Genomic DNA, 14,064 nt, shown 5'->3' with positions numbered 1-14,064 from the left:
GGGCTTATTTATCCTTATACAACAGTTAAACTGAGTTTACGCTATCGATAGCAAGGCTAAGCGAAGAAACACACACAGCGGAAATTGCACAACATGAAAATATATACGAAAACTGGCGATAAAGGCACGACGCAGGTATACACCTCAGAAGTTTTAAGACTGAGCAAAGACGATATCATTTTAGAATGTTATGGCACCTTAGATGAACTGAATAGCCACATTGGTTTGTTGTCAGCCTTGTTAAATGAAAAAGAGAATTTAAGTGCAAGCTCCTTGAGTTGCGAGTTTCTTCAATCAATCCAACACAACTTGTTTTCTATCGGCTTTGCAATATCAGACAAGCCACAATTAAACGAAAATAGCGTCGAGGTATTGGAGACAGCAATTGATGAGCTTCAGTCAACACTATCACCACAAACCAAATTCATTCTACCTGGTGGTTCACAACTCGGTGCCCAGGCTCACGTTGCACGAACCATTGCAAGACGCGCAGAAAGAAACCTTGTTGCTTTATCCGCTCAGCAGAACATCCCTGATATTTGTATCGCTTATATTAATCGTTTATCGGACTATCTGTTCGTTGCGGCCCGCAGTTTTAATGCAAGAACAGGCATTGCCGACATCGAAATTTAAGCCCCACAGAAACAGTAAGCTTTTCAGCTAAGTTAATCCTCTTGTAAACGATTGATCAAAGCCTGATGCTCTAGGTACTCCGCTCGTTTTGCCTCTAAGGTGTTGCGGCCCTGCTCTGGTCGCGGTGCCAACAGTGATAGCCAACGTTGGCTATACGTGGTTGATTGCGACAAACCATCGATGGTCTTTTCTGCTTCGCTAGGAGAGTTACACACAAGGACCATATCGCAGCCCGCATCAAGGGCCAGTTCCGCGCGGTCGCAAACACTGCCGCCAACACTCGCAGCTTCCATAGATAGGTCATCAGAAAAGACAGTGCCGTTGAAACCAAGTTCACCGCGCAATACATCATGGATCCAAGTGCGTGAAAAACCAGCTGGTTTATCGTCAATCTCTGGATAGATGACATGAGCTGGCATGATGGCATCAATCTGTTGTTTAGCAATCATTTTTGAAAAGACATGCATGTCACTTTCTTTGATTTCTGCGTAGGTCCGCGTATCAACGGGCATCGCTATATGGCTATCTTCAGCCACAGAGCCATGGCCAGGAAAATGCTTTCCTGTTGTTTTCATACCAGCTGCATGCATACCTTGGGTGTAGCATTCACTGAGTCGAATAACCTCCGCAGGATCAGCGGAAAAGGCCCTTGATTTAATCACTTCACTGACACCATTTAGATCTAATACAGGAGCAAAGCTGATATCAATATCGAGAATAAGCAACTCATACGCCATCACAAAGCCCATTGCAAATGCCAAAGCGTGTTGCTGCTGCTCTTTTGCAGTTTCAGAAAAATTATTAAAGCGGTTCTCAATACTGGCCATAGGCGGTATTTTTGTAAAACCTTCTTGAAAGCGCTGTACTCTGCCCCCCTCATGATCCACTGAAATCAGGAAAGGCCGAGAAACGGTTTTTCTGATATCTTTTACGAGTGCTGATAACTGTTCTTTGTCCGCAAAATTACGAGAAAATAAGATAAGCCCACCCACAAGTGGGTGCTGGAGTTTCTCGCGTTCAAGTTGGTCTAACTCATAAGCTAAAACATCTAAAACGATTGGTGACATTTCTACCCCTTTTAATTACTTGTGTACCAAGCTATTTTCACTTAGCCTATTCATTCCAAAGCAAACTATAAGAACAAAAAATGAAGTTTATCAAACCTGCATTGGCTGCCCTATTTCTACTTATCTTTCTAATTTGCATAATAGCCTATTTCATATTAAAAGGCAGTCTACCTAGCCTTGATGGGACGATTAAAACCCGACATATTCACGCTCAAACTAAAATACAAAGAGACCGATATGGCACTGCGATTATCAGCGCAGACAATAAAAAGGATGCAGCCTTCGCCTTGGGCTATGCGCACGCGCAAGATCGCCTTTTTCAAATGGATTTATTGCGCAGAACCGCCGCAGGTGAATTGTCTGAAATTGTCGGCGCTGCTGCGTTAAATATCGACAAATCAAATCGATTCCATCAATTTCGACAACGTGCTGCAGCGATTATAACCAAGTTGCCTGCAGCTCAAGTTGCTTTGCTAGAGGCCTACGCTAAGGGCGTTAACGAAGCAGCTGAGGCTTATAGCGTTAGGCCCTTTGAGTACCTTCTCACTGGTAGTGAATTTGCACCTTGGAAAATGGAGGACAGCTTACTTGTTAGCTTTAGTATGTATCTCGATTTACAAGGTGGACAAGTAGAGCGAGACTTTACCAACACATTTATAGTACAACGTTTTGGTCTATCTATGCTTAGCTTCTTAAACCAAGCGAGCCCTTATCAAGCCGCTCTTGATGGCAGCGTAATGAGCAGCCCTTCGATCCCAAGTCCTGATCCCAACAATACACAAACTTTTCGAGCTACTACGAGCCAAATTAATTCAATAAATGAGCTGGACGTATTCGCCTATGAAGCAATCGAAGAGGTCGATGATATTGGGAGTAACAATTGGGCTGTGACGGGAGCCCTCAGCAACACAAAAAGCGCCATGCTCAGCGATGACATGCATTTAGGCCTCAGAGTTCCCCCTATTTGGTACAAGGCTCAACTTAATTATACTGCTGGGCAACAAGAGATAAAAGTAACAGGCGTCTCTTTGCCAGGCTCTCCTGGCATTATTGTGGGCTCAAATGGACACATTGCTTGGGGATTTACAAACGCAAACCTCGATAATGTCGATTGGGTCGAGCTATCACCCTACGCATTAACACAACAAGTTAACGAAACCATACTAAGCCCTGATGGTGCTGAAGAACTTGTCATTGAAATGAGCCAATATGGCCCAGTGAAACAAATCCGCGACAAAAAATACGCGCTATCCTGGGTTGCCCACCAGTCCTATGCTGTCAATGTAAAAGTAAATGACTTAGCTGAAGCTAAAAACCTGAAAGAGGGTTTTGAAATTGCACAACAAGTAAGGATCCCAATCCAAAACTTAGTGCTCGCTGATGCAGAGGGTAACGCAGGATGGAGAACGATTGGCGCACTTAGTGCGAGGCCAAGTCCCTCACTTTCTGCTATTAGTGAAGCGGAATACTCCTCTCTATGGCAACAGCATGAATTCGATTCGCCGCAAAATATCAATCCAACGAGCGGTCGCCTATGGACTGCTAACGCACGAGTCATGTCCATTGATGACATGCGTCGCTTTGGCGATGGTGGTTATGCTCTGGGCATTCGAGGCTTACAAATACGAGACCTATTATTCGCTAAGTCAAAATTTGCAGAACAAGATTTTTATAATATTCAATTGAACAACCAAGCACTATTTCTCGGGCCTTGGCACAACTTACTATTAAATGTTTTAGAGTCTCAGCCTGAAAAATATCAAAATGATATAAAAGCCTTACAAGAATGGCAAAACTGTGCCTGCAGTGATTCAATTGGCTATACCTTAACGCGTTATTTCCGTTCAACTGTCATTAACCGATTGCTAGAGCCAATTAATCAGCAAGTAAGATCAAATGGTTTAAGTTTGCGAAATGCTTTACGAAAAATTGAGCCTGCTGTATGGCAGTTGATTGATGACGAAGTGGACACTTGGTTGCCTGTTGGAGAAGCAAGTTACGGCTCGTTTCTTTTAAGCTCCTACGATAAAACTAGAGCAGACCTGATAAAACAACATAATGCTGACCCATCAAGTTTAGTGGGATTAGAATGGGGAAAAGTAAACAAACTCGCCATCAAACATCCCTTTTCATCTCAACTAGGTCCTTTCGGCAGTTTTCTTACTATGCCTGAATCTGCCGGCTTCGGTGACAGTTATATGCCCGCGGTACAGCGCTCCTCATTTGGTGCATCACAACGACTAATTGTACAACCTGGTAACGAAGAAAATGGTATCCTCACGATCCCTGGAGGACAATCTGGCCATCCACTTTCTGTGTTTTTCAAAACCGGGTACTCAGAGTTTGTTGAAAATGAAGCACAACGTTTCCTACCCGAAGAGGTACAACACACCTTAGTCTTTGAAGTGGAATAGATTTATTGTGAATTTACAGTTTGTCTAACAAGCCGCTTTGCAAGACATAGTCACGCCATTGCTGCTCCGCGGCAATGCGTGCGTTCCCCTGGTAAGCATCGTTTTCTAGTATTTCGATTGCTTTGAGCACCAAAGCATCTCTTTCAGCAACCAACTTCCTGGCTCTTTCATGAAGACCCGTTAAGTATGGGTATTGGTTGATAAGGCTGTCAATTTCCTGAAAATAAAGGAACCTTTCTACGAAGCTATCATTGAATAACTGCTTTTTAGCTTGATACTCGATATAAACAAGCCCCTGCTCACCGCTTATTAGCTCTAGCTCTCTCTGCAGTAAATTTGCTTCGCTTGCTACTAGCAATGCTTGTTCTTGCCAATAGACTAAAGCAGCGCGGTCATCGTTTATAACAGCTTGCTTAATGCCTTCTTGGAAATCACTCGCACTCATTAATTCGGAAAGGCTTAGCAAGGGAATTGAAGCTTGGTCGCGCTCTAGAGTGGATACTTCGCTTACTGCATCTTCATCGCTCGGTTGGCAAGCAAATAAAAACAGAAAAGCGCTCGCCATTAGCGAACGCTTTACCAGCATTGACGTTGATAGAGTGTTCAGTTTGAGCACCTTTATATAGACAGTACTTAGATAGACCAGCGCGAAACAGCGCTGGAACATAAGGCAGATTTAATCGGTTTTGATATTCTCAACACGACTTTTTAATTTTTGACCCGGTCTAAATGTAACCACTCTGCGGGCTTTGATAGGAATATCTTCACCAGTTTTCGGGTTCCGTCCGGGACGTTCATTTTTAGTTCTTAGGTCAAAATTACCAAAACCTGAAAGCTTTACTTGTTCTCCAGATTCCAGGCACGCTTTGATCTCTTCGAAGAATGCTTCTACGAGATCCTTTGCGTCGCGTTTATTTAAACCTAATTTTTCAAACAAATGTTCAGCCATTTCGGCTTTGGTTAATGCCATTCGATTAATCTCTCAAAGATGCACTAAAGTTGTTTTCCAGCGCTTGCACTACTATATCGACAGATTTTTGAATATCTGCATCTTCAAGTGTTCGCTCTGGGTTCTGTAACCAAATTGAAAGTGCCAAGCTTTTATAGCCAGGTTCAATCCCTTTCCCTTTGTATACATCAAACAAGTTTAGGTCAATCAAGTCGGTTACGCCAAGTTTTTCGATACTTTTTAGTAATTTACCAGTATCGACCGTTTCTTTTACTGTAACAGCAATGTCGCGGCGATTCACTGGAAATTTAGAAATTGCTTTGATCCAAGGCAATGTTCTTGATGAAATACTAACCAATTCCAGCTCAAATGCAAAGGTCTTACCTTGCAATCCGAGTCCTTTTTCAAGTTTAGGGTGAATCGCACCGACATGTCCAATTAACTGACCGTCTTTGAATACCCCAGCACACTGACCTGGATGGAAAGCAGAATGACTTTCTGCTTTAAATTCAATATTCTGCTCATCTCTGCTCAGAGACATAATATTTTCAACGACTGCTTTCGCATCGAAAAAATCAAGGGATGCAGACGGAATAGACCAATGCTCGTTCGCCGTATTACCCGAAAGCACTCCAGACAACATACTTTCTTGTACGACACCTGACTTTTCACTCTTACTTGGTGTAAAGCGTAAGCCTGTTTCAAACAACTTAATGTTACTTTGTTGTCTTTTTTGATTGTAAGACAATGCACCAAGCAAACCTGGTAATAAACTCACTCTCATTACTGACATGTCTGAAGAAATAGGATGCGGTAAGACTAAGCCTTCGAGATCTGGAAATAACATTGATTGTTTTTTCGGGTCAACAAATGAATAGGTAATGGCTTCTTGGAAGCCTTCATCTACCAACAAATCCTTAAAGCGATTCAAATCGATACTCGCTTCCGCGCTGTCACGCATTTTTAAGCTCGCAACGGGTGCTTGATTAGGAATGTTGTTGTATCCATAAACGCGAGCAATCTCTTCGATCAAGTCTTCTTCAATATTCATATCGAAACGGTAAAGAGGTGCCACAACTTCCCAACGGTCGTCTTTCACAGTGACTTCAAGACCTAGACGCTGAAGAATATCGCTCACGCGCGCTGAATCAATATTGATGCCCAATACACGAGCCAAACGCTCAGCACGCAATGTAATTTTGGCGGGTGTAGGCAAATGTGAAGCATCTCTTGCTTCAAATACTGGCCCCACTTCACCACCAACAACAGCAACGAGTAACTCAGTTGCACGCTCCATTGCTTGCAGTTGTAGCTCTGGATCAACTCCGCGCTCATAGCGGTGAGATGCATCGGTATGCAAGCCGTATTGACGGGCTTTACCCATGATAGCGTCGGGTGAGAAAAAAGCACTTTCTAAAAAGATATTTTGAGTTTTTTCACTGACACCAGAGTGCAATCCACCAAATATACCGGCTATCGCTAATGCTTTATCTTGGTCTGCGATAACTAAGGTATTCGATTTTAGCGAAATTTCGTTTTCATCTAATAAGGTGAGTTTTTCACCCTCTTCAGCCATTCTAACAACAATATCGCCTGATAGAACGTCATTATCAAACGCATGCATCGGGTGGCCAAGTTCGAGCAATACGTAGTTGGTGACATCAACGACGGCGTCGATACTACGGATACCGCTACGACGCAGCTTCTCTTGCATCCATAAAGGGCTTGGATTTGATAAATCAACATTTTTGATGACCCTGCCGAGATAAATCGGACATGCATCTGGCGCTGCTAACTGAATCCCGCGTTGTTCTTCGGTAGTTACTTTGGCAGAAGAGATCGCGACTTCCTTAACATCAAGTTGATTCAACACGCCGACTTCTCGTGCGATTCCTTTCATACCAAGGCAGTCTGCTCGGTTTGGTGTTAAATCAACTTCGATACAATTGTCATCTAAGTCAAGGTATTCACGTATATCAGCACCGATTGGGGCGTCAGCGGGTAATTCAAGTATACCGCTGTGGTCATCGCCCATACCTAATTCAGAAAAGCTACACAGCATACCAAAAGAGGGCTGACCGCGAAGCTTTGCCTTCTTAATTTTAAAGTTCCCAGGCAAGACCGCACCTACCATTGCAACAGCAACTTTTAATCCTAAGCGACAATTGGGTGCACCGCAGACGATGTCGAGTAGCTCATCGCCACCCACATTAATTTTGGTTACCTGTAGCTTATCAGCGTCTGGATGTTGGCCACATTCAACCACCTCACCTATAACAACACCTGAAAAAGCTTCAGCAACTGGCGCTACGTCATCGACCTCTAGGCCAGCCATGCTTAATTGTTCGGATAACTCATTTGTAGAGATGGCTGGGTTTACCCACTCTCTTAACCATTTTTCACTGAATTTCATTGATAAACTCTGTTTTACTTAAATTGCTTCAGGAAACGAAGATCGTTCTCGAAAAAGGCACGTAAATCATTCACGCCATAACGTAACATTGTTAGTCGTTCTACGCCCATACCAAAGGCAAACCCAGTATATTCTTCTGGGTCGATGTTAACTGCCTTCAATACATTGGGATGCACCATCCCACAACCTAACACTTCTAACCAACTACCATCTTTACTCATTACGTCAACTTCAGCTGAAGGCTCTGTAAATGGGAAGTAAGAAGGTCGGAAACGAACGGTCATTTCTTCTTCAAAGAAGTGATTTAAAAAGTCGTGCAAAATGCCTTTTAGTTCAGCGAAGCTAACATTTTTGTCAACCATCAAACCTTCTACTTGGTGAAACATCGGCGTGTGCGTTTGATCATAGTCGTTTCGATAAACACGACCTGGCGAAATAATTCGTAAAGGCGGCTTCTGTGCTTCCATCGTACGGATTTGTACACCGGATGTTTGCGTTCTTAGCATGACATCTGGATTGAAATAAAACGTATCATGGTCAGCTCGCGCTGGATGATTTGCTGGGATATTCAGGGCATCAAAGTTATGAAAACCATCTTCGACTTCAGGCCCAGTCTTGACAGCAAAGCCTAGGTCGCCAAAAAAGCCCTCAATACGCTTAATTGTGCGGCTAACAGGATGAATATTACCGGTACTTTGCGAGCGACCAGGTAAGGTAACGTCAACCGACTCAGAGGCCAACTTCGCGTTTAACTCTGCATCTTGTAGCGCTTTCAACTTAGTATTGATTAAACCCTGAACTGACTGTTTCGCTACATTGATCTTTTGACCAGCAGCAGGCCTTTCTTCATTGGATAAAGCACCAAGTCCCTTCATTAAACCAGTGACCTTACCTTTTTTACCCATGAAAGCGACACGCACTGCATCTAATTCTGCAGGTGAATTAGCAGCCTCAACTGCTAAGCGCGCTTCTTCTACGATGGCTTCAAGCTCCATTACTTCCTCTTCTTGGACGGTAGATTCTGCTTTGTTAATAAAAGCATAAATAAATGACATAAACCACGTATTTTACACGGTTTTATGAGTATTTACGCGTAGTTTTTGGGTATTTTTGGAATATTTTAGGGACATGATTTGAGATGGGTTTTAACAGCAGGATCAAAAAAGCGAGCATCCCGCTCGCTTTTTCAAAAAGAACTTAAACTATTGTTAATAGATATTACGCTAATGCGCCTTTTGCTGCGTCAACAAGAGCAGTAAATGCCACTTTGTCGTGTACAGCGATGTCAGCAAGGATCTTACGATCGATTTCAACAGAAGCTTTTTTCAAGCCATTGATGAAACGGCTGTAAGACATTCCGTTTTGACGTGCAGCAGCATTAATACGTGCAATCCATAGTTGACGGAATTGACGCTTACGTTGACGACGGTCACGATACGCATACTGACCCGCTTTTGTTACCGCTTGTACCGCAACGCGATACACTCGGCTACGAGCTCCGTAATAACCTTTAGCTTGCTTTAATACTTTTTTATGACGTGCGCGTGCAACTACACCGCGTTTTACTCTAGCCATTCTTCAGTCTCCTAATTCTAAGGTTATACGTATGGCAACATACGTTGGATAAGAGCGGTATCACTAGTGTGAACCAATTTCTTACCACGTAAGTGGCGTTTACGCTTAGAACTCTTCTTGGTCAAAATGTGACGCAAGTGAGACTGTTTACTTTTGAAACGACCAGAAGCAGTTTTTCTAAAACGCTTGGCAGCTCCGCTGTTGGATTTCATTTTAGGCATTGCTAAAACTCCGCATTGTTTAATAACTAACGTAGGTTGCAGACCCTGTTAGTGGTTTATGTTTAGCAGCAAGGTGAAATTAATTGTGCAGATTAATTTACTTTAGACCGTTACTACTTCTTAAGTGGGGCAAGCACCATGATCATCTGACGACCCTCTACCCTATGAGGGAAAGACTCGCAGTTAGCAATATCTTCTAAATCCGCTCTAACGCGTTTTAGCAATTCAATGCCGATCTCTTGGTGAGCCATTTCACGTCCGCGGAAACGGATTGTGACTTTGGCTTTATCACCGCCTTCTAAAAAGCGACGCAGGTTGCGCAGTTTTACCTGGTAATCGCCTTCATCAGTGCCAGGGCGAAATTTAATCTCCTTGACCTGAATTTGCTTTTGCTTCTTTTTCTGTTCTTTTTGTTCTTTACTCTTTTCGAATAAGAACTTCCCGTAGTCCATGACTTTACAAACGGGTGGAGCTGCATTTGGGCTAATCTCTACTAGATCCAAAGTGGCTTCATCAGCAATAGTTTGAGCCTCAGACAGTGTGACAATACCTGCTTGTTCACCATCTTTACCAATTAGTCTTACTTCAGTAGCTGTAATTTCATCATTAATACGGGCTTTGTCGCCCTGAGCTTTATTATTAGCGCCTTTAATTTGCATTTCCTCCAAAACATTAAAAGATGCCGAGAAGTCAAAATCAGTGTAAAAAACTGTATTGAGCTCCTCGAAACGGGCATATTATACCTATATTTTCAATTCCTGCTATGGAATTTTTTTACTTTTGATCTCATCCTGTAAATGAGACACCACATCAGCAATCGGCATACTGCCCATATCAACGCCTTTGCGCGTTCTTACAGCAACCATGCCTGACTCTTTCTCTTTATCACCAACAACTAATAAATACGGCACTTTACGCAATGTGTGTTCACGTATTTTAAAGCCGATTTTCTCGTTGCGTAAGTCTGATTTGACACGTAAGCCAGCGTCTTTTAGTTGCTTCACTACAGAATTAACATATTCCGACTGACTATCTGTGATGTTAGCTACAACTGCCTGTGTTGGTGCTAGCCACAAGGGATATGCTCCAGCAAACTCTTCGGTGAGTATTCCAATAAATCGCTCTAGTGAACCGAGTATCGCCCGGTGAATCATAACCGGTGTTTTGCGTTCACCATCTTCGGCAACATAGGTTGATCCTAGGCGGCCTGGCATTGAGAAATCTAACTGCACAGTACCGCATTGCCAAGCACGTTCCAAACAGTCATAAAGAGTAAACTCAATTTTCGGGCCATAGAATGCGCCCTCACCTGGCAAGTATTCAAACTCGATGTTGTTGGCTTGTAGCGCCTGTGCTAATTCTTTCTCAGACTTATCCCAAACTTCGTCAGAACCTACCCGCTTTTCTGGACGCGTGGATAACTTAACCGCAATGTTTGTGAACCCAAAGGCGGCATACGTGTCATACACCATCTGAATACACTTACTCACTTCTTTAAGTATTTGGTCTTCGGTACAAAAGATATGAGCATCATCTTGAGTAAAGCCACGTACCCTCATTAAACCGTGGAGAGAGCCGCTCGGTTCGTTTCTATGACAACAACCGAACTCAGCCATTTTGAGCGGTAAATCGCGGTAAGATTTAAGGCCTTGATTGAAAATCTGAACATGACCTGGACAATTCATAGGCTTAATCGCGTACTCACGCTTCTCAGATTCGGTAGTGAACATGTTTTCAGCGTACTTATCCCAATGCCCCGACTTTTCCCATAAAGATCGATCCATCATCAACGGGGCTTTTACTTCATCGTAGTCGTATTCGCGTAATTTTTCGCGTACGAATTTTTCTAGTTCAGTGTAAATTGTCCAGCCGTCATTGTGCCAAAACACCATGCCTGGCGCTTCATCCTGCCAATGCCATAGATCTAGTGTTTTACCAATTTTACGATGATCACGTTTTTCGGCTTCTTCAAGGCGTTGCAGGTAGCCTTTAAGTTGCTTTTTATCAGCCCAAGCAGTGCCGTAAATACGTTGCAACATTTTGTTATCACTATTGCCACGCCAATATGCACCAGCGACTTTCATTAATTTGAAGTGCTGACAAAACTTCATATTCGGTACATGCGGCCCACGACACATATCAGTATATTCTTCGTGATGATAAAGTGCAGGTTGATCATCTTTTGCGATGTTTTCATCTAAGATCTGCATCTTATACATTTCGTCGCGAGCTTCGAAAGTGTCTCTAGCTTCTTGCCAAGAAACGACTTTCTTGACCACTGGATAGCTAGTTTTGGCTAACTCCATCATGCGTTTCTGAATCTTATCAAGGTCTTCTTGATTCAATGCTTGGTCTAAGTCAACGTCATAATAGAAGCCATTATCAATTACCGGTCCAATCGCCATTTTAACGTCAGGATATAACTGTTTGATTGCGTGACCGATCAGGTGAGCGCATGAGTGGCGAATAATTTCCAAGCCCTCGTCATCCTTAGCGGTAATAATTTGCAGACTTGCATCGCTGGTGATCATGTCACAGGCGTCAGCCAGTTCACCATTGATTTTACCTGCGATAGTCGCCTTCGCTAGACCAGGACCGATGTCCATAGCGACATCAACAATTGAAACAGGGTTTTCGAAAGAGCGTTGACTTCCATCTGGAAGAGTAATGACCGGCATAATTTTCCTTAACAGTGGTGACACCTACGATGTGCCACTTGATATTCTTTGTCGTAAACGACGTACAATGATAAAGGCAGTGCTACACTATAAAGAGCGTACACAGCATAATGAGTTAACACTTCAGCGTTTATAGACCATTAGTCTGTAAACCGTGGCGCAAATTATAACGACATGGAGACATGAGATGCAATTGCTAGTTTCCTTAATTCGCTAACAATAACGGCAGAAGCACCAACACAATAAGAATTTAAGCCGACAATACTGTCATTTCAATGAGAGCTGCAAGATGGAAAACGTGGATAAACTGACATAATGAAGGGAATTAGCATTGGGATCTTGACGCTAGCCATGCTCGCAAGCCCAGCATTTTCAGATGATGGAGAAGTATCGCTAAATTTCTCTATTGATGACAATGAACGCATCTGGCAAGTAAACGCAAGTATGCGTATTCAAATGACCCCCGTACAATTTGTCACGCTCTTGGACAGAGGACCCGAAAACTGTGAGTGGTTATTTAACTGTAAAGAAGTGATATTACTCAATCCGCCGACCGATAATGTTCGAGTTATCGCCACAAGATTAGACAGCCCTTGGCCTTTCAGTGATAGGATCATGTACACAAAGTCGACTATTAGCTACAACAGCGATCAGAGCCATGTCCTTATCACCATTACTCCGATCCCTGCCGACGAAATTAAAGCGCTTCCTAACGATGCTGTTATGATCACTAACCCAAGCGGTCAATGGCAACTTTCTAAAAGCGATGAAGATTATTTATTAAGCTACCGTGGCAGAGCCGATATTGATCCATCCATTCCAAAATTCCTTTTAAAAAGACAAGTTGAAAAATCAACAAAAGCAACCTTTGAAAATATTAGGAAACTGCATGAATAAAGCTGGGCCCAGCAACTACACGCAATACTTGTTCATTATTAGTCTGGCTTTGTTTCACCTGACCGCTTGCACGAAGCATCAGAACTTACCCGATGCAATAGAGACGTATCATGAACGTATTTATGGTGTACTCGAGCTTCCTCATACAGACCTTGACATTAACTTAGACTTGCAAGCTCCACCTAAAAGCACATGGAATATCGACATACCTAGTTTACAGATTAACATGCGAGAATTTTATGCCTTAGATGGCTGTGAGATAAAAAGTATCGTAGCTGAACGTAATACGGCGCTGGGGAAAATACAACTTCCTTCAACCCGGCTACAATACGAATGGCGACTTATTACTGCTCTGCGATTCTGTGAGGAGCAATTGTCGAAACAGAGCAATGAAGAACTACAAAACAAAACCACAATGTGGCTAGAACAAAAACAAGACTTATATGCCCTAAATTGGGCCAATATGTTTTCACAAAGCCAAGAGATATATAATAGCTTAGTCCATTCAGGCGGCTTCATTGATGGCAATTCAGATGATAACTTCACGCAAGCTAAACTTGATCTGCAACAAATCTTAGAAAGCTTACGGTCGCCAGAGTCGGCTCTGGTCAACTTAGAGAGTGCCTTACAATCAATGCAGCAACATAAATTATATGCCCGTAGTCTGCGCTCCCAGTTATTGTTGACACAGAGTCTTCAATCAATGACAGAAGATATTACCAACTGGTCTAGCACGTTCCAGTGCAATACAAGAAGAGATAGGGAGGACTTAAAAATTCTACGAAATGTATTCAATCTATATTTTGTTCAAGAAATACAAGCCATTGCTTCTCAAATGAACCATTATCATTATCAACTTAAACCAATCTTTATGGATTTGTTAACAGTGCCTCAAGTGCATCCCGAGTTTTCAATGTGGTTACAAAACCATCAAACCAATACGTTCGAGAATTACCAAGCCGCTATGCGGGAGCATATTGTTATGTGGCAGAACATTTTCGTAAAGTGCGACTGAGTCGATTTTTATTCGAATATTGAGAGGCGTATGATTAATCAACAGTTGACGTATATCTGATGTAAACGTAATCTTGGTGACACAATGGAGTGTAACTGCAGAAGATGGTGCGTCTACCCTGACTCGAACAGGGGACCTCTACCATGTCAAGGTAGCGCTCTAACCAACTGAGCTATAGACGCATCGTTTGGAATACCCCACC

14 protein-coding genes and 1 tRNA gene are annotated in these 14,064 nt (G+C 42.8%); 5 read left to right on the top strand and 10 right to left on the bottom strand.

Translation table 11 applies throughout. The features are described 5' to 3' along the window. Window positions 1-93 precede the first annotated feature (93 nt). Complete coding sequence (locus RM544_RS02045; protein ID WP_311360116.1) at window positions 94-633, top strand: cob(I)yrinic acid a,c-diamide adenosyltransferase; 540 nt, start codon at window positions 94-96, stop codon at window positions 631-633. Between the two features lie 32 nt (window positions 634-665). Here the strand turns inward: RM544_RS02045 and nagZ are convergent, their stop codons facing one another. Next, window positions 666-1,700, bottom strand: coding sequence for a beta-N-acetylhexosaminidase (gene nagZ, locus RM544_RS02040; protein ID WP_311360115.1), 1,035 nt, complete (start codon window positions 1,698-1,700; stop codon window positions 666-668). Window positions 1,701-1,780: 80 nt separating this feature from the next. On the opposite strand from nagZ, the gene RM544_RS02035 reads away from it, so the two are divergent. Beyond that, a complete protein-coding gene (locus RM544_RS02035) occupies window positions 1,781-4,114 on the top strand; it encodes a penicillin acylase family protein (protein WP_311360114.1) in 2,334 nt (777 codons plus the stop codon). Between the two features lie 13 nt (window positions 4,115-4,127). Here RM544_RS02035 and RM544_RS02030 read toward each other — a convergent pair whose 3' ends face one another. From RM544_RS02030 to thrS, 8 genes are all read right to left on the bottom strand, one after another. Continuing rightward, complete coding sequence (locus RM544_RS02030; RefSeq protein WP_311360113.1) at window positions 4,128-4,679, bottom strand: hypothetical protein; 552 nt, start codon at window positions 4,677-4,679, stop codon at window positions 4,128-4,130. 111 nt (window positions 4,680-4,790) lie between these two features. Continuing rightward, complete coding sequence (locus tag RM544_RS02025; protein ID WP_311360112.1) at window positions 4,791-5,084, bottom strand: integration host factor subunit alpha; 294 nt, start codon at window positions 5,082-5,084, stop codon at window positions 4,791-4,793. 4 nt (window positions 5,085-5,088) lie between these two features. After that, the gene (gene pheT, locus RM544_RS02020) at window positions 5,089-7,476 is read right to left on the bottom strand and encodes a phenylalanine--tRNA ligase subunit beta (RefSeq protein ID WP_311360111.1); all 2,388 of its coding nucleotides are present in this window, start codon (window positions 7,474-7,476) and stop codon (window positions 5,089-5,091) included. Between the two features lie 14 nt (window positions 7,477-7,490). After that, a complete protein-coding gene (gene pheS, locus RM544_RS02015; RefSeq protein WP_311360708.1) occupies window positions 7,491-8,471 on the bottom strand; it encodes a phenylalanine--tRNA ligase subunit alpha in 981 nt (326 codons plus the stop codon). A gap of 223 nt (window positions 8,472-8,694) precedes the next feature. Further along, complete coding sequence (gene rplT / locus RM544_RS02010) at window positions 8,695-9,051, bottom strand: 50S ribosomal protein L20 (RefSeq protein WP_311360110.1); 357 nt, start codon at window positions 9,049-9,051, stop codon at window positions 8,695-8,697. A 23-nt stretch (window positions 9,052-9,074) separates the two neighbouring features. Then, window positions 9,075-9,272: a 50S ribosomal protein L35 gene (gene rpmI, locus RM544_RS02005; protein ID WP_195732607.1), complete on the bottom strand. Its 198-nt coding sequence runs from the start codon at window positions 9,270-9,272 to the stop codon at window positions 9,075-9,077. 113 nt (window positions 9,273-9,385) lie between these two features. Further along, window positions 9,386-9,931, bottom strand: coding sequence for a translation initiation factor IF-3 (gene infC, locus RM544_RS02000; RefSeq protein ID WP_311360109.1), 546 nt, complete (start codon window positions 9,929-9,931; stop codon window positions 9,386-9,388). 102 nt (window positions 9,932-10,033) lie between these two features. Next, a complete protein-coding gene (gene thrS, locus RM544_RS01995) occupies window positions 10,034-11,950 on the bottom strand; it encodes a threonine--tRNA ligase (protein WP_311360108.1) in 1,917 nt (638 codons plus the stop codon). Between thrS and RM544_RS01990 the strand changes: the two genes are divergently transcribed. The 3 genes from RM544_RS01990 (at window position 11,940) to RM544_RS01980 (ending at window position 13,862) form a co-directional block, all read left to right on the top strand. Further along, window positions 11,940-12,086, top strand: coding sequence for a hypothetical protein (locus RM544_RS01990; protein WP_311360107.1), 147 nt, complete (start codon window positions 11,940-11,942; stop codon window positions 12,084-12,086). The genes thrS and RM544_RS01990 overlap by 11 nt on opposite strands. 179 nt (window positions 12,087-12,265) lie before the next feature. Beyond that, entirely contained in the window at window positions 12,266-12,847 is a 582-nt protein-coding gene (locus tag RM544_RS01985; protein ID WP_311360106.1) for an SRPBCC family protein, read from the top strand. Beyond that, entirely contained in the window at window positions 12,840-13,862 is a 1,023-nt protein-coding gene (locus tag RM544_RS01980; protein WP_311360105.1) for a DUF3080 family protein, read from the top strand. Before RM544_RS01985 ends, RM544_RS01980 begins: the two co-directional genes overlap by 8 nt. 105 nt (window positions 13,863-13,967) lie before the next feature. On the opposite strand, the gene RM544_RS01975 is transcribed toward RM544_RS01980, so the two are convergent. Continuing rightward, window positions 13,968-14,044 (bottom strand) — tRNA-Val (locus RM544_RS01975). Window positions 14,045-14,064: the final 20 nt, after the last annotated feature.

Source organism: Brumicola blandensis (assembly GCF_031846165.1).
Lineage (GTDB): Bacteria > Pseudomonadota > Gammaproteobacteria > Enterobacterales > Alteromonadaceae > Glaciecola > Glaciecola blandensis.
Note: the sequence above shows the minus strand (reverse complement) of the source record. Positions and strands in the feature narration are given on the sequence as shown.